Origin of the sequence: Pseudomonas sp. NFACC25, from assembly GCF_900100935.1 — a bacterium.
GTDB lineage: Bacteria > Pseudomonadota > Gammaproteobacteria > Pseudomonadales > Pseudomonadaceae > Aquipseudomonas > Aquipseudomonas marginalis.
In genome coordinates this window covers 27480-49178 of sequence record NZ_FMUC01000024.1, presented here as the reverse complement: position 1 = coordinate 49178, position 21699 = coordinate 27480, and the positions used below count along the sequence as shown (strand labels likewise).

19 protein-coding genes are annotated in these 21699 nt (G+C 59.7%); 6 read left to right on the top strand and 13 right to left on the bottom strand.

Annotation, left to right across the window (positions count from 1 at the left end; all coding sequences use genetic code 11):
- Positions 1-102: 102 nt before the first annotated feature.
- Entirely contained in the window at positions 103-468 is a 366-nt protein-coding gene (gene gspI / locus BLQ09_RS30410) for a type II secretion system minor pseudopilin GspI (protein ID WP_027607546.1), read from the top strand.
- On the opposite strand, the gene BLQ09_RS30405 is transcribed toward gspI, so the two are convergent.
- Positions 455-886 (bottom strand): type II secretion system protein N, encoded by a 432-nt coding sequence (locus tag BLQ09_RS30405; protein WP_027607547.1) that lies wholly within the window; start codon positions 884-886, stop codon positions 455-457. The genes gspI and BLQ09_RS30405 overlap by 14 nt on opposite strands.
- 93 nt (positions 887-979) lie before the next feature.
- On the opposite strand from BLQ09_RS30405, the gene gspH reads away from it, so the two are divergent.
- Together gspH and BLQ09_RS30395 are read left to right on the top strand one after the other, a co-directional pair.
- Positions 980-1432, top strand: a complete 453-nt coding sequence (gene gspH / locus BLQ09_RS30400) for a type II secretion system minor pseudopilin GspH (protein ID WP_027607548.1) — start codon at positions 980-982, stop codon at positions 1430-1432.
- Positions 1429-2040 carry a type II secretion system protein GspJ gene (locus BLQ09_RS30395; protein ID WP_027607549.1) on the top strand — a complete coding sequence of 204 codons (612 nt, stop codon included), beginning with the start codon at positions 1429-1431 and terminating at the stop codon, positions 2038-2040. Before gspH ends, BLQ09_RS30395 begins: the two co-directional genes overlap by 4 nt.
- A gap of 265 nt (positions 2041-2305) precedes the next feature.
- Here the strand turns inward: BLQ09_RS30395 and BLQ09_RS31380 are convergent, their stop codons facing one another.
- From BLQ09_RS31380 to BLQ09_RS30350, 11 genes are all read right to left on the bottom strand, one after another.
- Entirely contained in the window at positions 2306-2482 is a 177-nt protein-coding gene (locus tag BLQ09_RS31380; RefSeq protein WP_155954384.1) for a hypothetical protein, read from the bottom strand.
- 528 nt (positions 2483-3010) lie between these two features.
- Entirely contained in the window at positions 3011-3535 is a 525-nt protein-coding gene (locus BLQ09_RS31205) for a hypothetical protein (protein WP_139202148.1), read from the bottom strand.
- 474 nt (positions 3536-4009) lie between these two features.
- On the bottom strand, positions 4010-4576 hold the full coding sequence (locus tag BLQ09_RS30385) for an SMI1/KNR4 family protein (RefSeq protein WP_092359760.1): 567 nt from the start codon (positions 4574-4576) through the stop codon (positions 4010-4012).
- Positions 4577-4902: 326 nt separating this feature from the next.
- The gene (locus tag BLQ09_RS32105) at positions 4903-5199 is read right to left on the bottom strand and encodes a DNA/RNA non-specific endonuclease (protein WP_371856065.1); all 297 of its coding nucleotides are present in this window, start codon (positions 5197-5199) and stop codon (positions 4903-4905) included.
- Positions 5200-5286: 87 nt separating this feature from the next.
- Entirely contained in the window at positions 5287-5646 is a 360-nt protein-coding gene (locus tag BLQ09_RS31200; RefSeq protein WP_137213091.1) for a hypothetical protein, read from the bottom strand.
- Between the two features lie 470 nt (positions 5647-6116).
- On the bottom strand, positions 6117-6908 hold the full coding sequence (locus BLQ09_RS30375) for a hypothetical protein (protein WP_092359756.1): 792 nt from the start codon (positions 6906-6908) through the stop codon (positions 6117-6119).
- A gap of 9 nt (positions 6909-6917) precedes the next feature.
- On the bottom strand, positions 6918-13121 hold the full coding sequence (locus BLQ09_RS30370) for a two-partner secretion domain-containing protein (protein WP_092359754.1): 6204 nt from the start codon (positions 13119-13121) through the stop codon (positions 6918-6920).
- A 21-nt stretch (positions 13122-13142) separates the two neighbouring features.
- Entirely contained in the window at positions 13143-14837 is a 1695-nt protein-coding gene (locus tag BLQ09_RS30365; protein ID WP_092359752.1) for a ShlB/FhaC/HecB family hemolysin secretion/activation protein, read from the bottom strand.
- A 423-nt stretch (positions 14838-15260) separates the two neighbouring features.
- A complete protein-coding gene (locus tag BLQ09_RS30360) occupies positions 15261-16187 on the bottom strand; it encodes a FecR family protein (protein ID WP_092359749.1) in 927 nt (308 codons plus the stop codon).
- Between the two features lie 37 nt (positions 16188-16224).
- A complete protein-coding gene (locus BLQ09_RS30355; RefSeq protein ID WP_027607555.1) occupies positions 16225-16770 on the bottom strand; it encodes an RNA polymerase sigma factor in 546 nt (181 codons plus the stop codon).
- Positions 16767-17411, bottom strand: a complete 645-nt coding sequence (locus BLQ09_RS30350; protein WP_092359747.1) for a secretin and TonB N-terminal domain-containing protein — start codon at positions 17409-17411, stop codon at positions 16767-16769. Before BLQ09_RS30350 ends, BLQ09_RS30355 begins: the two co-directional genes overlap by 4 nt.
- Positions 17412-17627: 216 nt before the next feature.
- Between BLQ09_RS30350 and BLQ09_RS30345 the strand changes: the two genes are divergently transcribed.
- Entirely contained in the window at positions 17628-17927 is a 300-nt protein-coding gene (locus BLQ09_RS30345) for a hypothetical protein (protein ID WP_092359745.1), read from the top strand.
- Positions 17928-18187: 260 nt separating this feature from the next.
- On the opposite strand, the gene BLQ09_RS30340 is transcribed toward BLQ09_RS30345, so the two are convergent.
- A complete protein-coding gene (locus tag BLQ09_RS30340; protein ID WP_092359743.1) occupies positions 18188-19255 on the bottom strand; it encodes an NAD(P)-dependent alcohol dehydrogenase in 1068 nt (355 codons plus the stop codon).
- 147 nt (positions 19256-19402) lie between these two features.
- Here BLQ09_RS30340 and BLQ09_RS30335 point away from each other — a divergent pair, with 147 nt between their 5' ends.
- Both BLQ09_RS30335 and BLQ09_RS30330 read left to right on the top strand, forming a co-directional pair.
- Positions 19403-20299, top strand: coding sequence for a VOC family protein (locus BLQ09_RS30335; protein WP_092359741.1), 897 nt, complete (start codon positions 19403-19405; stop codon positions 20297-20299).
- Positions 20296-21687, top strand: coding sequence for an alginate export family protein (locus BLQ09_RS30330; RefSeq protein WP_092359739.1), 1392 nt, complete (start codon positions 20296-20298; stop codon positions 21685-21687). The genes BLQ09_RS30335 and BLQ09_RS30330 overlap by 4 nt, the downstream gene beginning before the upstream one ends.
- Positions 21688-21699 lie beyond the last annotated feature (12 nt).

Here is a 21699-nt window from a genome sequence, read left to right as displayed (position 1 = left end):
GAACACATGTCAGTCGTATTGAAAATCCTCGGGAGTTTCGGTCGCCAATCGGTCAACTGCCGGCGCTAGTCTGCGGGCCTGTTTCCCGGCTTTGAGAACGCCATGTACGGCCGTCGCAAGGAGCAAGGTTTTACCCTGATCGAGGTGCTGGTGGCGCTGGCGATTATCGCTGTGGCGATGGCCGCCGCCATCCGCGTGGCCGGGTTGATGACCCAGGGCAACGGCCTGCTGCGGGACAAATCCATGGGGTTGCTGGCGGCGCAGAGTCGCCTGGCGGAGTTGCGCCTGGAGGGGCATTTGCGCGACGGCACAAAGACCTTCAGCTGTGACCAGGGGCGCTTGAAACTGCGGTGCGAGCAGACCATCAGTCGCGATGGCCGCCTGTTTCAAGTCAACGTGCAGGTGCTCGACGCCAGCCGCGAGGCGCCGCCGCTGGCCCGCGTGGAGACACAGGTCAGGGCCGAGTGAGCCGCGGCAAGGCCGGCCCATCGGGCAACTTGTCGAGGTTGACGCGCAGCTTCTCGCCGCCGCGCTCGATCTCGACCCCGTCGCCTTCGATGGCCGTGAGCCGCACGCCCGGGCTGAGGCGCTCGCCCAGCAGGAAACTGCGCGGCGGGCCGTCGTTGAGACTGAGGATCGCCACCGCACCGCGCGCCCCGGCCAGCACCCCAGAGACCTTGACCTGCAACGCCGCCGGCGCATTGGAAAACCATTGCAGCGCCGGGTTATCGCTGCGCGCCGCCAGCACCTGGGGCGCGGCCTGGGGCGTATGGGACTCGGCGGACGTCAGCAGCAGCGGCGTCCAGACCGCCACACCGGCCAATGCCGCCAGCAACGCCACGATCTGCACACCGTGGGCCGGTGAGAAACGCAGGGTGAATGCCATGGGAAGGACCTCCTGTTTGTCCATGGCACCAGCCTACAGGCCAATTCGCACGTTTTTATTTCACAAGCTCACCAGCTTTCGAGGGGCCTACCGATGAAACAGCAAGGCTTCACCCTGATCGAGTTGATGGTGGTGCTGGTGATCATCGGCATCGCCAGCGCCGCCATCAGCCTGACCATCAAGCCCGACCCGCTGCACCTGCTGCGCAAGGACGCCGAGCGCCTGAGCCAACTGCTGCAAGTGGCCCAGGCCGAAGCCCGCGCGGACGGCCGCCCGATCACCTGGCGCGCCGACGCCAAGGGCTTTCGCTTCAACCGCCGTACCGACGATGGCAGCGGCGTCGAAGCGTTCCAGGGCGACACCCAACTGCGCCCGCGCCTGTGGGAAAGCACACCGATGCACATCAATATCGAACCCCGGCAAACCCTGGTGCTCGACGCCGAATGGATCAACCCACCCGTGCGCATCGTGCTGTCCGACGGCCAACACAGCCTCAGCCTGCAACGCGACACCGCCGGCTTGATGCGCGTGGTGAGCCAGCCATGAAGCGCTCCGAACAAGGCTTCACCCTGATCGAAGTGATGGTCGCGATCATGCTTATGGCCGTGGTCAGCGTAATCGCCTGGCGCGGCCTGGACAGCGTCACCCGCGCCGACCAGCACCTGCAGGCAAGCAGCGAACAGACCGAAGTGCTGCTGCGCACCCTCAACCAACTGCAGCGCGACATCAGCCTGCGCGCCAGCGTCGAACTGAACGCCCCGGAGCCCTCAAAGAACAGTGCAGAAAAGCTCGATGGACTGGCGGCGATCACCGTGCGCAGTTCCGACAGCAAAGGCTTTCGGCTGGACATCATTCGCAGCGCACCCGTCGCCGGCGATGGCCTGCAACGGGTGCGCTGGTGGCTCAAGGGCGACAGTTTGTATCGCGCTGCGGCCCCCGCCCGAGACCGCTATCCGCTGCCGGCGGCGAAAGATGGGGTGGTGGTGTTGAGCGGGGTCCGTGACCTGCAGGTGCGGGTGTGGGAGGCGGATAAGGGCTGGCGGCAGTTGAGCGGGAATCGGCGTGAGGATCCATTGGGGCTGGAGATCAGTTTGGTGCGGGAGACGCCGCAGGGGGTGGAGAAGTATCGGCAGGTGGTGGGGCCACTGAGATAGCCGTCCCCCACTCGCGCTTCTCATGTAGTTGTCGAGCGCAAGCCATTGCAGAGCAGTCGGTTCACTAACTGACCATCCTGAAGAACGACATAGTTATATCTTCCTGCGCCTTGAGTCAACTTTGTCTCTGAGATTAGCGTTGGAACACCTGTTGGGTGATCTGGAGATCACTCGGTCAGACCCCGTTTACCCCCCACTTAACTGCAGAAAGTGTGCAGGTAGGGTGCAAAAACACCGGCGCAAGGCCGGTGTCAGTGGAGCAAGTTTAAGAGAACTCTATTTTGCACTCTGAAAGAGGAATGGAGCGGCCATCGGTAATAACAAATTGATTACCTTCGATTCGAGCCAGCAGCAACCCGAGGCCTTCGGCACCGGCTTTAATATCCTTTCTCCAGCCGTCAATATCACCGTGATATATGACAGCGTGAAACAGACGGGCCATCTATACGTCTCGAAGAGCCCCCTCGTAACTTTGTACCTTATCAATTGCGCACTTCCCAGTCACGACAACAGGACTGGTTGTCTCTAGAGCCGTTACTGCGCCTTTTGCACCATCAACTATCTTGCGTCAATATCCTTACAAAACTCTCAAATGCCTGAGAAACAGATTCTTCCTCTTCTGGAGAAAGCAACACATTCATAACCTGCTCATCAAGAGCACAGTCATATATATCAATACCCACCCAACCTTTAGACCAAAATTCGACAGTTCCTAGCTTGTTAAAACCTTCCAGCTCTATCCTTTCAAGGTCACCAAAATCCCCATCAGCAAATAATGAGCACTAATGAACGCAATCTTTTTCGAGGAGTATATTAATTTTTCGCCACCTCCTAGAAGTCGACTCCATGCAAACTTTAGAAGAACTGTTCCATCCATGGCTTTTTGACCAACTAATATTCCACAATTACATCTACAGCTTCTCCCTTAATAGCTACTCGCCCCCAGTCACCGGTTAGCTCATAGCCACCATTACAACCAACGAAGCTCCGACAGGGTGTAAGAAACATCTCCCGAGTCGCGCCAAACTCCATTCGCAAAGCTTATCGGCCGCTGCGGATAACAAACCAACAACCCTTCGACGAACTGACGAAACGACAAGTCAAGTCGCGTTATCCAACGCATATTGTCGATTTCCAACAATCGCCAGCTGTCTCCACTGTCGAAACCGAAAGCAGTCCCGGTGCTATCCCAGCCGAACAGCCACACCTCGCCCTTAGCACCCGATTCATAGGGTCCGTCTTTATAAAACCCATCATCACCAAAGTAGTCTGCCGCAGGACACAATATGGGTTGAATAGTCAAAAGCGACAGCGCGCAGTCGTCCTCCTTTATCTCACCATGCCCCCGCTCCTGCATAAAAGTAAAGTAATCATCGGGAGCTGCTGGCCACTGCTGTCGCATCCCACTCACGTCATCAGAAGAAACAGGGGTCAGACGCTCTAATAGCACGCATGCGAGTGCATTGAAGGCTTCTAATTTTTCGTACATGGTCATGGTCGCCTCGGAGGGTTCTGCGGAAATGCTGTAGTTGTTGGACTTGCTGGGGCATGAACGCCACCTTGGTGAGCACTTCCACCCGGCACCGGATGCAAATTCCACCATTGGTTAGGTCCACCATACTGCTGTGGTATCACAAGGTGCGCTTGGAAATCCACACCACTCTCCGTCTTCGGCCATATCAAGCCAGTATTCAACTCCCACTCACGCTTGAGATTATTTCGCTGGCTATTGTATTCACGCTGTAAGGCTTGATAGTCGCTTCTGGGTGCGACATAAGTGTGATCCACCTGACGCAACTCATCTGCAAGTTGCGTGCGCTGATTAGAGGGCATCGGCACACCTGAATAGTACTCGACGTCCCGGACCACCGCGCGAGCGTCACTCGAGATGTTCGTCCATCCTAATGTGGATGTTTCTGTAAAACTCGCATCATCAGCCGCTGGTGTACCGTTATCGACTAATTTCGCTTCACCAGACGGCAAGCCGCTCGCAGTTCCTTTTGCATCTAATCAGCAGCTGTAAAAAATGTTTATCTAGATCAACAGGAGGAAACTGACCAGGTAGAATTTTTGACGAAATATCTCTGCTAAGCAGCTTTAAAATAAACTCAACACAGCCGAAGTTGTAGATTTCCTCTTCCCCCTGATCCGAGCTATGAATAGCAACTTTCCATGAGTCTGGCTCCCCATCAACCAACCAAACAAAAGTTTCTCCATTATCCGTTACCGCCCAAGGAAGAAAAGAGCCTTCCGCAGGGTAATCTGGTCTTGGATAGTCCGATAAAAATTCCTGCCTCATTACAGCGTACGCATCTATAAAATATTGGCTTTTGTCAAAATTCAAATTTGAGTTTTCTGAAAATGGATCTAACACCCATACGAAATCGTCTACTGCTCCACATCCGTAAATTGATATGAACTGTTTAAAATCAGATGGTAATCGCAGACCTCCCTCAGATTCAAAGGTCGCCCAAGCCGCATTATCAAAGATTCGCTGAGAGGGTGGTGAAAGGAGAGCAATCAGTTTATTTATCATTCTTACTTAACTCCACTCACGTTCGGAATTTATACATCAAGAGTAAAACCGCCTGCCCCACGAGCAGACAACATTACACCGGTTGGCATTGGGTTTGTACCTGTATAAATGGGCACAGCACTATAGCTTACTGTTTCACCACTGGTCCGGTCGATTGGTTACGAATGGCGCAGCTCGTTTGTAAACAGTCGGTAACGTGCCTCAACAAAAACGTGCTGACCCCACACCCGAGAGAAGTTGCACTGAGTTACTCTAAGTTGCTCTGACTGGCATTAATTTTCTTTAAATCGCACTAATTTGCAATAATCAAGAATTTTCACGCCAACCTATTTACCCCCTTTAAGTTCGAACGCCCATGCATTCACCATAGATTTCCAAGTATCTTCATTTAAGTTCCCATTCATGGGAAGAAGGTTCAATCTCTCCCAAGGTCCGTTGAACATACTAGCAATCAAGTGCCCACCCTCGCCCCCACTAACGCCGCACTTGCCTGCCACACATTGCTGATATGTACTCCGATCATATTTTATTAATGAAAGATTTGACTCGACCCTCTCAACGTGGCTCAAGCCATCTGTTGGGAAGTTTTTATTCACATAGACCTTATATACGGTATTCGGCACAGACTTATTCAACTCTTTATTCCACGCACCTTTACTGCCAGAAACAATCTCAACTTCCCGTAAAGCTTGCCCTGTTCCTTTTGCACTTTATGAATTCCCAACATAAACAATATTATTCGGAAGAGTCATTACCCAAGGCTCGCAAACAGAAGAGCAAAATACATCAAGCCTTCTACCATCAGAAAGTGCAAGAGATGGATCTACGGGCTGATTCTGGGCGATCCACGAAACACTTCCAACTGAAAGACCTACCAACTCTTTAATACGCACACTTGCCTGATCATCCCTACATGCAAACAACATGTCGTCATCCTTAGACACCCTCCAGGCACTACTACTGCTAAAGCTCCAACCGTCTCCAGAAACGTTCAAAAAATCACCATCCCACTCAATACTATTAATACGAAGTGAGGAAAATGACATGACAAGCTTTAAAAAATCAAACATTAGTCCACCTGCTCAATATGCGTTCTTTCTCTAATCCACTGTTTTCTTTCGATTTTAGAAATACCTTTCGGTGGCTGTGGTGGCTTGCACGTTGTTGGATCTATTGGCCCACCATTAGCATTTTCAAACGAAGCCCTCTGAGGACTACGGCTATCTGCTTGCATGACACGGACACGCGAACCATCCGGCATCGTAGATTGCGTACCAACCAATTTTCCTACAGGTGTTGATGGATAACCCCCAGTCTCAAAACTGGCAATCATCTGAGATCACTCGGGGTCAGACTCCGTTTAACTTGAATCGAAAAATCTAGCGCTTCTTGACCATTAACCGGAGCTCGACCATTAACTGCATTCTCGACTTTTCCGTGGTAGGGAGCACCTTCATAGTCCAATCGGCGCATGGCGCCTGCACTTTCACCGGCACCACCTGTCGCTTTTGCCCCAAATCGATTCGACATTACAAAAAGATCATACTATTGAAACAAAATCCGGCCGAGGTACTTTAGGCATGTTTTCGTATGCTTTCAAAACAGTTTGTAACGGTGTCAGAGCTTCATCGTTGTGCCAGTAGACAATCTTGAGCCACGTAGCTGCACGAATATATTGCCCACCGCCCAACCAAGTTTTTTGCAAATTGGCCTGAAGCATTTTTCTACCAGCTTTAAAAAGTTCGTCTTCATTAAACTCCTGACGGGCAGTTCGATGAAGGCACAAAGCATAGCCAAAGTCTCGGGGCTTCAAAGTGCTGGATAGCAATATTTCTCTTTTGCCACTCCAACGTTGATACATCTCAATACCTGCCTCAAAGCCTTCGTCGTGTTCGCCGCTCTGATATGCAAAAGCCATGTAGTCATCCAGGCCAGTTTTGACAATATCATGCGTTGACCAAGGGCGTTTTTCGTAACGCCAGCGAGCTTCCTCATACACACGGGCCGCGCCCCATTCGCCTTCAGAATTCCAGCCCGTTTCCATCCATTCACCCAGAGCTTTTGCCCAGTGCAATATTGTCCTGTGAGCATTAATGTCTGGCCCGAATTCCTCGTCGTTTTCTATGGCCTTATCTATCCATTGCAGAGAGCGGGGAAGTACCGGTGCAATCTCGCCTTGGAGGCCAACTAGCCATGCTGAAATCACATCGGACAAATCAGACTTGGCAACATTCCCCATTGGCCGCTTTGGATCATACTGCGTATCCAATTGCCATTTAAGCATTGCCTCACTGAAACCATTAAATCTGGTTTTGACTGGGTCAAAGAGCATGAATTATCCTCAACAAGGGTTATTTCCGCAAAACCTAACAGGTGTTGAATTTTTCGCAGCACCCGAGCCCACTGTATTGGCATTGAAATTACCATCTCTCAAATTTTGAATGGCTTGCTGCTTTACTGAATCCGGCAAATTTGAATTTCTGATTGCTGTCTGCGCGTTGGAAACTGCTCCATCCAGCGCATTCGAACCAGGCGTAAACGTTGGAGAAGATGGCACACTTTGAGCACTGCTACGATACTTGTTATCCCACAAAGTGACTTCACCTGTAGCTGAGTTGACAGACACCAGATCTGCGCCGCGCGTACCTATAGCATCGCCGTACCGGACTACCGTTTGATTGGGCAAGGCGGCAACATCATTTGCCAATTTCAACTCGCCGACATAGCCGTTAACCTGGGAGTTAGCAATGTTAGGATTGGAGGAACTCAGCGTTTTTGGCGTGTACTCCAGGCCAGCCACTGGATCAGGTAGACGCGGATCAAGTGGAACACCGTTGCTCACTCGAGGTAAAGCGGCGCCGGTGTCACCTGTCAGGCCCTGCGAGACTTTTGTACCACGCGCCACAGCCCGCCTATAAGCCACCACCCCCGCCGCTGTCCCCACCCCAACCGCCAGCGCGATCTTCAAATTGTCCGCAATGTCCTGCGCCTGAGCGTCGCTCAGTTCCCATTTCGCCTTGAGCGAATCGACCATCGCACCCACCGAGTGCTCGGTCGTGGCGGTCGCTAACATTTCCTGGAATTCGTAGTTGCCGTTGATGAGGTTCTGTACTGCTGCCCGGGCCTCAGGCGAGGCGTCGTCAGCGATATCGCGGATGGCGTTGAGGTTCGCCTGGGTGTTGGCGACTTCCATGGAGCGTGCGGCGCAAGAGTCGGGGTCGGCCTGGCAGCTGACTATCGCGTCAATGTCCTGCTGCAGGCTCAGTTCTATGAATTTGCGCGTCGTGTCTTCGATGCAGGAGGCGTCGGTGCATCGCGTTATCTGCTTGGCGGCTCGCTCCAGTTGGTTGTGTGACAAGTAGTTGTATTGCGTGGCGTTCTTCGCCACCCAACTGCCGGTCTCCAGCTTGGCTGCGTCCGTATCGCTCTGCGCCGCAGCCGCGAGCACGCCGACGATCTGCGAGCTCATGGTGAGCAGGTTGTCGTTGCCCTTGACCAAGTCATCCAGGTGGCCAACCAGCGCTTCGCTCGCCGCCGCAGCCAATGCGCCGGTTTTGAAGTCGCCGCCGGTGGCTTCCGCCAGCAACCCACCGACCATGGCGTGAATCACCACCTTCGGGGCCGAGCCGTCCGCCAGGAGGTTTTTCGTGTAATCCCCGACCAGGTTGAAGCTGGCGGCCGCCAAGGTGTTGAACAAGGCATTTTTCAGCGCGTCACTGACACTGCCGCCCTGCCCCAGGGCTTTGTTCAGCAACACAGAGGTGCCGTTCTGCAGCGCCTGGTTGGCTGCGAACTGGCCGACACCGCTCCAGGTGCCCAGCGAGCCGGATGTAACAATTTTGCCTATGTCGGTCTGGGTGTGGGTGCCGGTCCATCGATCGAAATGGCCCACCGTCAGCCCGGCAGTGATCGCCGAAATCCCATAGCCCTTGATGGCATCGGACGCCGTCACATCCTTGAGAACCGCACCGAGATTGCCCCGGTTATTGACCACGCTGACGCCGGCATTGGTCGACGCGCCGGTGGCTACTGCACCGACCATGGCGCCGCCTACGCCGCCCCCCGCGGCAGCCGCCGCCATGGGCCCGATGACTGCCGACATCACGATGGCAATGATCATTTGCGAGGCGGGGCCCAGCCCGGAGTGGCTGTACTTGAAGCTGTCGTGGACTTCCCTGACCTGACGCCAGTCCACGTCCCCGCGTTGCTCTGCGTCCTTGAGCCAAGCCAATTGCGGGTCGGCCTTGACCATCGCATCGATGGACTGGGTGACGCTCTGCTGGTTGACCTGCTTGATGTCGATCTTCAAACCGTCGACGGCTTTGATCGCAATGGCGCCCCCGGCAACCAGCTGACTCTGGCGCAGCGTTTCGTCAGTGCTGCCCTTGCCCTTGGATGACACCCAGAATGCGTTGTTGTTGGTCTTCTCGTGGCTCTCCTGATGCAGGTCCTTCACCGCTTCGAAGGTCACCGCTCCACCACTGGTGATGGCGATGTCCGCAGCGCTTTCCAGCCTGGCCCCTTGATAAAGCTGGTCACCGCCGCTGATCAGGTTGAGGTTGCCGCCAGTGGTGACCTGGCTGCCCACCGCGCGCAGGTCGGTGACTTCGTCGCGTTGGGTCTTGAGTGCGCCGAAGCTGCCTTTTTTCTTGTAGTCATACAGGCTGTAGTCGCTGTCATTGGCACTCAGCAGCTGCAACTGCCCACCGGCCACCAGATACGCATCCTTGCCGCTGCGAACCTGGCTGGCGTGCAGCACGATGTCTTGCCCCGCACTGGCGGTAAGGGTGCCGCCGGCAGTGAGCTGGCTGCCCACGTGGCGGACCTGGGTGGTTTGCTCATGGACCCTGGCGCCGTCGCGTTTGCTGTTGACCTCATGATCGGTCTCGTTGGCGGCGGCCAATAGGTGGAGGTTGCCACCGGCGGCGACGGTCAAGTCTTTGCCGGCGTTGGCCTGGCTGGCCAATAGCGTGATGTCGCGCCCGGCGTGCAGGCTCAGGTTACCGGCGGCGTTGAGGTTGGCGCCGAGCTGTTCAGTGCGGCTGTGTTGGGTGACGCGGTGGCCGCCGTTTTCCGTGGTGCGGACCTGTTGGGTGTCGGTGACGGCGATGAGGTTGATGTCGCGCCCCGCACTCAGGCTGGCATCGCCAGCGCTGTTGATATCACCACGGTTGGTGATGTCACGACCGGCATTAAGCGTGAGTTGCTGTCCGGCACTGATCCGGCTGGCGGTGTCGAGATGGGTGACGAGGGTGCCGTCGCCCTGATGCCTGGCGTGGGCGGTGCGTTCGTTGATGATGTCGCCGCTCACGCTGGTGAGATCGATGTGACTGCCACGGATCTCACCGGCCATCGCATTGCGGATACTGTCGCTGGCCAGCAGGCTGATGCGGTCAACGGCGCTGATCGTGCCGCCATTGAGCAGGCTGCCATCGCTGATAGCGGTCAGATCCTGCGAGGCTTTCAAGGTGCCCACGCTGACGATATCGCCACCGCTGACCAGGTTGACATCCCGGCCTTGCACCAGGCTGCCGCCCCGCAGGTTATGGGCATCGACCGTTGCCAGGTACAGCACCGGCACCAGCACGTCTTCGCCCTGCACCTGGCGTTTTTCCATCCACACGATGTCGTGGGTCAGGGCCGCCACCTGCTGCGCGGTGAGGCCGACGCCGACACTCAGTTGCAGGCTGTCGCGGGCGCTGAGGCCGTTGTCCATCAGGTAGCGGAACTGTTCCTCGTCGCTCTCCAGCCCGGCGAGAAAGCGTTGCCCGGTCTTCGCCAGCACGGCGTCACGGATCAGGCGGCTTTCGTAGTAGCCGTCGCCCAGGCGCCGCCAGGCTTCGTCGTTGTTGTAGCCGATCTTGTCGAGCAGGTACTGGGAACTGAGAAAGTTGGCAAGGTGGGTGAAGAGTGGATTGGTCTCAATCAGGTAGGGGCTGCCCGGATTCCTGCTGGGGATAAACAGCCCGTATTCACCGCTGGGCAGTTGGAATTCCGGCGGTTGGGTCAGGTCTTCGCTGAGGCGATCAGGGCTCAGTTCGAGGTCGTTGGGGTTGTGGCCTGTTTCGCCCGTCAGTTGCGCCAGGGTGTTTTCACGCAGGGTGCCGTTTTGCAGGTACTCGCTGGCCTGCAGGTTGAGGCTGCCGCCGGCTTGCAGGGTAGCGGCATAGACTGCGCGACCATCCTCGCGCCAGGTCGTGAGTGTGCCGGGGTTGCTGAACCCCTCCCCTGTCGAGCGCGCCTTGAGTTCGGCAAAGCGCACCGGGTCGAACGGCGCATTGTTGAAGGCCGGCAGGTCGTGGAACTCCATCTGGTCCCACAGGGCTTTGTCGATGCGCCCGGGGGTGCCGATGATGGTGCTGGAAGTACCGGTCTGGGAGGCCGCGCCCTGGTTGATAAGGCGGTGGGCGGCGAGATGCATGTCGCCATTGGCGGCGAGCAGGCTGTAGCGGTTTTCCAGGGTATGCGCGTCGATACTCAGGTGTTTGCCGGCCACCAGTCGCGCGGCCTGGGTGGAGTTGGGCGCGGCGGTTTCGCGCCAGGTTTCGCTGATATAGATGGTGCCGCGCTTGAAGCTGTCGTCGCCGTCGCAGTGCTGGCCGCAGACCCACTGGATGCTGCCGCCGACCAGTTCGCGTTCGAGGGCAAGGTGGGTACGGGCGTTTTCGAACTCGCGGGCGTTGATGTGCAGGTTGCCTTCGGTTTCCACGCTGCCGGAGAGGTTACTGAAGCGCGTGCCGGTGAAACTGAAATCACCGACGCTGTAGAGATCACCTTCGAGGTTGCTGAAATGCTCGCCGCGCACGTGCAGGTCGCCGCCGCTGAACAGCAGGCCGGTGTTGGTGACGCTGGCAGTGAGCAGGAAATGGCCCTGGCTGCCGACGCTCCCATGGTTATTCAACTGAGCGGCATTGATCTGCATATGCCGCGCTGCACTGAGCACGCCGAGGTTGTGCAGTACATCGCGCACGCGCAGTTGGATGTCTTGACCGCTGAGGATCTGGCCGTGGTCTTGGGTGAGGTTTGATGCGCTGATGACGGCATCGCCTTTGGCGGCGATGAGGCCGGTGTTCTTCAGATCGCCATCGATCTGCAGTTGCAGATGGTGGTCGCCGAGCAGTTCGCCAGCGTTGGTGAACGTGCCGGCCGCAATACTCAGCTCACTGCCCGCCCCCACGATCTTGCCGCTGTTCTCGACAGTGTCGGCGACCAGGCTCAGATCGCCTTCGGCATGAATCGTCCCGGCGTGGTTGACGGCCTGATGGGCGACAATGTCCAGTTCGCGGGCGGTGACGACCTGGCCGTTATTTCTCAGGGTCTGGCGAGCTTCGACTCTCGCGCTGTCGGCGGCGATCCGGCCGTTGTTATCGAGGCTGCCGCTGGTGATTTCCAGGTGGCCACTGGCGTTGAGTTCACCCTGGTTATCCAGGCGCTGGGCCTGGATGGTCAGCTGTTTGCCCGCGATACGCCGATCTTCCAGGATGCCACTGACAACCTTGCCCTGGTTGCTGACCGAGGTGCCTTCCACGCTCACATTTGCGGCACTGGCCAGGGTTTGCCGCACCACCAGGTCGCCCTGGGCCTGCAGGTCGACATCCCCCATCGCAAAGGTCGGCCCCTGCAAGTCAATCGACTCGGCCCTGGCAGTGAGTGCGCCGACGCTGGTGGTGTGGGACAGGCTCAGGCCGCCATTGGCGTTGATCACAATGTCGCCGGCGGTGCTGGCCATATCGCCCGCCAGCCTTACGCCTACGCCCTGTTCAGTGCCCACCAGGCGAATCGTCCCGGCGTACATCCCGCCGAGTGCGCTGGCGTCGATGGCCAGTTGCGGTTTGACCCGGCCATCCTCGGCATGGGCGTGGGCCTGCAAACTGTCGGCGCTGACATCGTTACGGCCGGTGATGACGGTGAGGTGGTCGGCATGCAACTGCGCATTCAGCTTGGCCGTACGGGTAATCAGGTCGAACTGGCTGACATTGCGTGCATTGAGCCCGGCGCCCTCCACTGCAATATCGCCGCCCTCTACGCGAAAGTGATCCAGCCGCCCACCCTCGATCACTGGCTTGCCGGTGGTCAATGTCGCGCGAGGCGTATTGATAAATCCGCAGCCATTGCAGGTGATGCCATGGGGATTGGCGACGATCACCCGCGCGGCCTGCCCGGCCACCTCGGTGTAGCCCCCCAAGTGGCTGCGGTTGCCACCGGTGACTTCGTTGAGGATCACGCTGGCGGCTCGCCCTTGCAGGCCTGGGTTGCCGAGGATCACACCCCCCAGTTGGGTGTGTTGCGTGGCCTGGGTGGCGTTGTTGAGGATCAGCCCCTGGCTGCCGACGTTGTAGTCGGTGAACAGGTTATGGGACAGCCCGCTGCCATTAGGCCCGGCGATATTCACCACCGGCACGCCATTGGGTGCATGGCCGACGCTGGTGCCAGGGCTGGCCGGGTCCACGCTCAGCTCTGCGGCGGCGGCAACAATGGGGTTGAGAAAGATGATTCCCGCCAGGCTCAGGGCCAGGCACTGGTTAAACGGGCTGCGCACGTCCATAGGCAAGGTTCCTTGTTGTTATTAGAAAAACAGCTCGATTCGGGCGTAGATCGGGTGTTCGCGGCGCTCAACGACGGCCGGGCGCTCCAGGGAACGGGCGAGCGCCAGCGACGCCGCAAGGTGAGTGCCGCGTGCGCTGAACTCCCAGGCATGGCCGGTAAGGCGCCCGGCCACCTCAGGGTTATGCGGGCCGCGGCTGATCACACCGACGTCGTAGCCAAAGCCCACGCCCACTTCGTGCACCCAGGGGCGCAGCGCATCCCAGGCAACCGGTTGGCGCCAGCGCACCTGGCTGCGCCAGTAGCCGCCGCTGTTGCCCGACAGGTTCTGTTGCTGAAACCCGCGCACAGCACCAAGGCCGCCGACGCTCAGGCGTTGTGGTCCATAGAGTTCGTCTTCGGCGTGTTGGCCGGTAGCAAGGCTGTCGACACTCCAGTACTGGCCCAGCCAGCGAAAGGACTGCAAATAGCTGAGGGTCAGGGTGTATTTCTGATAGCGCGAGGTAGGCGCGCCGCGCTGCCTGGAGAGATCGCGCTGGGCGTCCAGGGCACCGATGCCCTGTTGCCAACCGGCATCGAGATTGAGAAAGGCATTGCCGATTCGGCGGCCATGGTTGAAGCCCAGTTGACGCTCAGTGATGCGATGGCTGGAGGTGCGCAGCAACGCGTCTTCCAGGTAGTTGCGGGTGCGCAGGTGGCTCAGGCCCAGGTTAAATGCCGTCTTGCCCAGGTTATCGCGGTGCAGCACGCGTTCGGCGCGCAACTGCTGGCTGGAGGTTTCACCTGACAGCGCAAAGGCAAACCCGGAGAGGTCGTTACGCGTGCGGTAGTAGCTTTGGCCGTGGCTGAAATTGAAGGTCCACCAACCATACGGCAGGCTGTAGAACAGGTTCTGGCTGTGGGAATGGCGCCAGCGGTCGCTGACGGTGTCGCGGTTGGCCCGCAGGCTCAACTGATCCGCCAGGCCCAGGGGGCTGTCCCAGTCCAGGCCGATACCGGCCTGCTGGCGACCGGTGCTGGTATCGCCATGGTTGTTACGGTTGGCCGAGACGCGCCAGGGTTTGAAGCGCTCGCCTTTAAGCGTCACGCGACTGCCGCCCACCGCCTGCCCCGGCAGGACCTCAAGCTGCGGCTGGCGCGAGGGCAAGCGCGACAGCTGATCCACCCATTGCTCCAGCTCACGCAGGTCGAGCACCTCACCCACGGTGCCGGGGAAGGTCATGGCGGACTCCAGCGGGCTGGCCAGCGATGAGCTGTCGAGTCCTTCAAGGCGTCCTTCCACCACAATGATGGTCAGCTCGCCATTTTTCAGGTCCTGCTGCGGCAGGTAGGCGCGGGTGGTGACGTAGCCGCGATGCAGGTAATGATCAGTGAGACTTTTGAGCGCTGCGTTGAGTTGAGGCACCCCCAGGCAACGCCCCTGCCAGGGTTCCAGCAGCGCCTGCCGCTGGGCCGCCGACAGCAACGCAGCGCCTTCGACATTGATGCGCGTGAGGGTGATGCACTGGCCGTCGTCCAGCGGCGCGGGGGCGGTTGGTGCAGTGATCTGGCCCGGCAGGTGTTGCAGCTCTTCAAGGCGGCGACGCTGTTCTTCCAACACTTTTTGCTGACGCTCACGGGCCAGTTCACGGTCGCCGGGCGACACGGTGGACGCGGCATAAAGCGGACCTGAAAGCAGCGCCATCCCCAGCAGCGCAGGTCGGAAAACAGCTGGCATCCCTTCACCCTCACACAGGTACTCAAATGGAAAGAGCACCCATGCTGCCGAGGCTGAAACGCTTAAGGAAAAGAGGAAAAGTTACAAAAAGTTCGGCGTTTTTGACGTCGTCGCCCTGCCTGTCACACAGCCGTTCGAGGACTGTCAGAGGCTTCCGAACAATGTAAGTCGAAGGAAGAAATCGGATAGGCAGTGAGACTTGAAGAGCGTGTTTCCTGGTTTTTTCATACGTTAAAAATCTCTTCCCCTACAAACAAAAGAGAAAATTCAGAGAAGATAAGAAAGGAGGTCTGTCAGAGGGGAAAGACCGGTCGCTCAGCCCATGAGCACACAGGCATACCTGAAAGCGACAGGCGTAGAACAACGGGTGATCGCGGCTCTTTTACAGCGTAAAAATCGGAGTTACCCGACGAGCGGCAGGCCTCAACTCAACAACACCACCCCACCCGGCAACTCCGTACACTTGGCCCCATACGCATCCCGAATCAACAGCGCCACCCCTGCCAACTGCTGCAGGCTGAACCGCGCCTGGACGCGCCGTTGGCCGAGTTGCTTGTTGAGCAGCACCAGCATCCCCGGGCGGTAGCGGTTGATTTCGTCCACCACCGTGGCCAGGGTGGCGTTGTTGAAGACCAGCACCTGTTCGCGCCAGGCCACGACCGCCTGGGTGTCCACCACCACCGGTTCGCCCAGGCCGGACGCGTCGTAGCTCAGTTGCCGGCCGCTTTCCAGGCGCACGCTGCGCCCGGCCACGGCCACCGACAGCCAGCCCTCGATACAGGTCACGCACACCGTGCGGTCGGTGTTGCGCAGGTTGAAACGTGCCTGCGCCGCGCTCACCCAGCCTTCGCCCGCCAGCACCTTGAGCGGTTGTGCGGAATGGGCGATCACCTCGACTTCGCCTTCGAGCAATTCAAGCCCCTGGCCCACGCGGCTGACGCGCGTCTGGGTGTTGAGTTCCAGGCTGACGCCGTCGCTTAACAGCACTTGGCGCTGTTCGCCGACTTCGGTGCGATAGTCCGCCGTGAGGCCGGCAAAACCACCGGGGGAGCCGACCTGCACCATGAGCATGGCGGCCGATGCGGCAATCGCGCCGCCCAGGAACGCCCGGCGCCCAAAGCTGCGCGGCTGCGAGACTTGCTCAAGCGCCGGGGCCAGTTGCTGCCACATCGCCTTGGCCTGCTCGAACGCCTGGGCATGCTCGGGGCTTTGCGCACACCAGGCCTTGAGCGCCTTGGCATCGGCCACGGTGGCGCGGCCCGAGGTCAGCAGGACCAGCCAGTCGCGGGCTTCGTCGTGCAGGGGGCTGGCGGCGGATTGCCGAGTGGCACTGAGGCTAAAAATGTTCAAGCGCGCAAATACTCACGGTTTTATCAGGGACTCGACTCTAAGACGGTTTTCCGGCCCCGGGACCGAACCGCTGGATCACTTTTCTTTCCAGGCGCTTGGCGCAGTGGCCCAGGGCGGCCTTGATTTCCTTCTCGACCATGCGTGTGGAAATGCCGAAACGCTGGGAGATTTCCAGGTGCGGGGCTTCTTCCAGGCGGGCGGCGATAAGGATCTTGCGGCGGCGGGCCGGCAGTTCGTAGAGCGCCTTGACCAGGGACTGGATTTCTTTCTGGCCGCCCACCACCCGTGACGGGTCCTGGGCTTCGTCGGCGCTTTGCAGCAGTTCTTCCACCTCGCTGCCGGTGAGCAGGCGCGCGTCGGCCTGGCGGCGGTCGGCGGCGATGTTCAAGGCCATGCGGTACAGGTAGGCATTGGGTTGTGCCAGGTTGGGCGGCACTTCCATGCGGTCGACCCGCAGGTAGGTTTCGTGCAGCACATCGTTGGCCAGGTCCTCCGAGCCCAGGCGCTTGCGCAAACGCACCTTGAAGTCGTCGTAGGAGGCCAGGAACAACCCGACCATCGTACTGTGCCCGGTATTTTTCATCCGCCCCAGGCTCCGTTTGCTGCTGTGCATTCCATGCGCATTCCTGTGGTGTCGGGCATCAAAAGTAAAGTCACCGGTTGGCGCAGCGAGCTCGGTGCCGGTCGTTCGACCCGCGTGGCGCCCAGGTTGCGTACCAGTGCTTCATCGCGTTGTTCGTCGCCGGTGGAGCTGACCAACCGACTGTGTTCGATCAGCCCTTGGGGGTTGACCCACACCTGTACCAGCGCGCGAAAACTGCCGGGCCGGGTCAGCGGCGAGCGGCACAGGCTGGTCTCGATGGCCTGCTGCAAGGCCGTGGCGTAGCTGTTGTTGATCCGTGCGGCGTTGCGTGCCGCACCACCACGGGTGGCAGGCGGCTGGCTGACCGCGGGCAACTGCAAGGTGAACGCATCATCGCGTGCATAACGCGCCATCAGGCCACTCCCCGTCAGCAACATCGCCAGAGCCTCCTGCGCCGTAAAACGCCCGCGCACACTGATGGAACGCCGGCCCCGCGTCAGTTCGCGGTCGACCAGCACCGCCATTCCGGTGGCGCGGCTGTACGCTTGCAGTGCATGTTCCAGGTCCTGCGCCGGCAGGTTCAACAGCAGCAGCGGTGACTCCGCCTGCGCGATGCGACCACCGGCCAGCAGCAACAGCAAGACCAGGGCGCATACGGCGCGCCTCCAGCCCTCCTGTTCACCCCCTGCTCTGCATCGCTGCACGGCCGACGCGCCCTAGAAAACCGTCATCCTGAGGCCAATTTATGAACCTGATGTTACGGTGATAGCAAAAAAAACATCACGGTGACGAGAGGCCCGCTGCACTAGACTTGCACACCAACCGGCCCACCCCCTCGGGCCCGCCAGGAGGCCTTGATGAAACGCTTACCGCTCCTCGCCAGCCTGTTGCTGTGCACGGCCCTGCCCTTGCACGCCCACGCCGGCAACTGCGCCGACGTCTCGGTGGATGGCTACAAGGCGCCCGACTATGGCTGCCTGAGCCAGCAGATGGGTAACGATACGAATGCGGCCAAAGCCGCGAAGAAAAACCGCGAGGCGCAAGGCATTGCCGTGGAAAAACGCCAGCCGAACAAGCTCGGCCTGGCCACCCCGGCGGCGACCAGCGTGCGCATGGGCAATACCTTCGGCACCTCGGTGAAGCCGCAGCGGCCTTGAGGTGTTCGATGACCGTTTGAGCAACACAGCACCCATGTGGGAGGGGCATAGGTATCTACACAACTTTGTCTAAACGCTGTCCCCCCGGCAGATAGAGCTGTTGTGGTGAGCGGGGCAGCCCAGCGCGGGGCAAGCCCGCTCACCACCACCACCACCACCACCACCACCACCACCACCACAGTTACAGCGTTCCCCCTTAACTGACGGGCATCAGGGCAAGCCCCCTCCCACATTGCCCCCAGTGTTTGCCGGAGCAGTTTTCAAGCCGCGTGGCTTTCCTTTTTCAAGCTGTCCATATCGATCACGAACCGGTACTTCACATCGCCCTTGAGCATGCGCTCATACGCCTCGTTGATGCCCTGGATGTCGATCATCTCCACGTCCGAGACAATCCCGTGCCTGGCGCAGAAGTCGAGCATGTCCTGGGTCTCCTGGATCCCGCCGATCAGCGAACCGGCCAGGCTGCGGCGCTTGAAGATCAGGTTGAACACCGTCGGCGACGGGTGCGGGCTGTCCGGGGCGCCGACCAGGGTCATGGTGCCGTCGCGCTTGAGCAGGTTGAGGAACGCATCGAGGTTATGCGGCGCGGCGACGGTGTTGAGGATGAAGTCCAGGCTGTTGGCGACCTTGGCCATTTCGTCCGGGTTCTTCGACACCACCACCTGGTCGGCGCCCAGGCGCAGGCCGTCTTCACGCTTGTTGGGCGAGGTGGTGAACAGCGTGACATGGGCGCCCATGGCATGGGCGATCTTCACCGCCATGTGCCCCAGGCCGCCCAGGCCCACCACACCGACCTTCTTGCCGGGCCCGACCTTCCAGTGGTGCAGCGGCGAGTAGGTGGTGATGCCCGCACACAACAGCGGCGCGACGGCGGCCAGGTTGGAATCGTCGTGGGAGATGCGCAGCACGAACTTCTCCTTGACCACGATGCTGTCCGAATAGCCGCCAAAGGTATTTTCACCGCCGAACACCGGGCCGTTGTAGGTGCCGGTAAAACCGCTCTCGCAGTATTGCTCCTCGCCCTCGGCGCAGGAGGCGCAGTGCTGGCAGCTGTCGACCATGCAGCCGACGCCGGCGAGGTCGCCGACCTTGAATTTCTTCACATTGCCACCCACCGCCGTCACGCGGCCGACGATTTCGTGGCCGGGTACCGACGGGTACAGGGTGTTGTTCCACTCGTTGCGCGCGGTGTGCAGATCGGAGTGGCACACGCCGCAGTAGAGGATGTCGATCTGTACGTCGTCCGCCCCCGGCGCGCGGCGCTCGAAGGTAAAGGGCTTGAGGGCATCCGTGGCGTTCTGGGCGGCGTAGCTGTAGGTCTTGGCCATTTCGTTCACCTGTGTGATCTGACGGTAGAGGTCAGTGGACCAGCATAGACGCTGAACCGTTCAACCGAGCACGTTTGTACAATTTCCATCGCGTCCCTGCCCCTAACCTCACGGCTTTCAATCCCGTAGAAGTGCTGGAGAGTGGGCATGGGCAGCAAAGCAATCAAGGTATCTGTGGCATTGACGCTGCTGGCGAGCGCAATGATGGGCAATGCCTTCGCGGCAACCCCGAGCGTGGCCGTGGCGCCGCAATACGACACCAGCCACGTGTATGTGGCCCCGGCGGATGTGGACCGTTTCGCCCAGAGTTTCCTCGCCACCTTTGGCGGCAAGAGCACGCCCCAGGTGGTGGTGAACGTGCTGCCGGTGCCGAGCAGCACCACCTCGCAACTGCTGCAGACGCCGGCGGGCACGGTGTCGCTGTTCGGTTTCACCACGCCGATCCCGCACCCCTTCGGCCAGGAACGCAACGGCTACCTGGTCAAGGACATGGACGCGGCGCTCAACGCCGCGCGGGAAAACGGCGCCGCCGTTATCGTCAGCGACTTCCCGGACCCGATTGGCCGAGACGCCGTGGTGCAATGGCCGGGTGGCGTGAACATGCAGCTCTACTGGCACACCAAGACCCCGGACTACGCGGCGTTCCAGACCGTGCCGGAAAACCGCGTGTACCTGTCCACCGATCGCGCTGACGCCTTTATCAAAGCGTTCCTGGGCTTCTCCCACGGCAAGGTCCTGGCCGATGACAAACACGCGCCTGGCGTCGATGTGGGTCAGGCCACTGGCACTTACCGTCGCGTCGATATCGAGTCGCCATTCGGGCGCATGGCGGTGCTGGTCACCAACGGCCACCTGCCCTACCCCTTCGGCCACGAGACCACCGGTTACCAAGTGCCTGACCTGACGGCCACCCTGGGCAAGGCCACCGGTTCCGGCGCCAGGGTGTTGGTGCCGGCCTTTGACAGCAAGGGCCGTCGCAGCGCCGTGGTTGAGTTCCCCGGCGGCTACGTCGCGGAAATTCACCAGCTCCACGCCACAAAATGATTCGCCGCACAGGCTGGGGCCTGGCCGTGCTGTGGCCGCTGCTGGTCGGCAGCGCCCACGCCGACGAGCAACCGGCACGACCGGCCATCAAGGCCAACCGCTGGCAGGAGGACTGGTCGGTGCTCAAGGATCCGGCGTTGCGCACGCAGCTGCTGGACAGCTTGAAGTACATCCCGCTGTCCAGCGCCAACCCGTTCACCTATTTGTCATTGGGGGCGACGCTGCGCGAGCGCTTCGAGATGAACGATGCCAGTGGTTTTGGGGTGAAGGGCGTGAAGCGTGATCGCTACCTGATCCAGCGCTTCCAGGTGCACGCCGACCTGCACTTGAACGAACACTGGCGGCTCTTCACCCAACTGGAAGACGTACGCGCCTACGACAAGACCACGGTCGGCGGCGCCGATCAGAACCGCGTCGATCTGCGCCTGGCCTTCGCCGAATACGTCAATGCCTTCGGCAGCGGCACCCTCAAGGCCCGTGTCGGGCGCCAGGACTTCGCCTTCGACTTGCAACGTTTCATCTCATCGCGGGACGGCCCGAATGTGCGGCAATCCTTCGATGCGCTGTGGGCCGATTGGGAGACGCCCAACTGGCGCTTTATCGGGATCGCCAGCCAGCCGGTGCAGTATCAGGACGATCGGCACTTCGACGACACATCCAACCGTGACGCGCGCTTCCACATGCTGCGGGTCGAGCGGCTGGTGGGCGGCAAGAATGAGCTGTCGGCCTACTACGGCGTGTACGAACGCAGTGCCGCGCATTACCTCGACGCGGACGGCGATGAAACCCGCCATCTGTTCGACGCACGCCTGGGCGGTGCGGCCCAGGGATTCGACTGGGACATCGAAGCCATGCTGCAAAGCGGCTCGGTGGGCAGCAAGGATATTCGCGCCTGGGCCGGTGGCAGCCGCACGGGGTACACCTTCGAGAGCCTGACGTGGAAGCCGCGCATCGGCCTGCAGCTGGACATTGCCTCGGGCGACCGCAAGACCGGGGACGGCACCGTCGGCACGTTCAACCCGCTGTTCCCCAACGGCTACTATTTTTCCCTGGCCGGCTATACGGGCTACAGCAACCTGATTCACGTCAAACCGTCGATCACCGTCAAGCCCATCGACAAGCTCAGCGTGCAGACCGCCGTCGGACTGCTGTGGCGCCAGACCACCAGCGACGCGGTGTACACCCAGCCGAACCTGCCCGTCGCCGGCACCGCAGGCCAGGGTGAACGCTGGACCGGTGCCTATGGTCAGCTGCGTACCGACTATGTGTTTACGCCAAACCTCACCGGCGCGGTTGAAGCGGTGCACTACGCGGTCGGCCGCACCTTGCGCGATGCCGGCGGCGATGACAGCAATTACCTGGGGGTCGAGCTCAAGTTCAGTTGGTGACCCCAGGCAAGC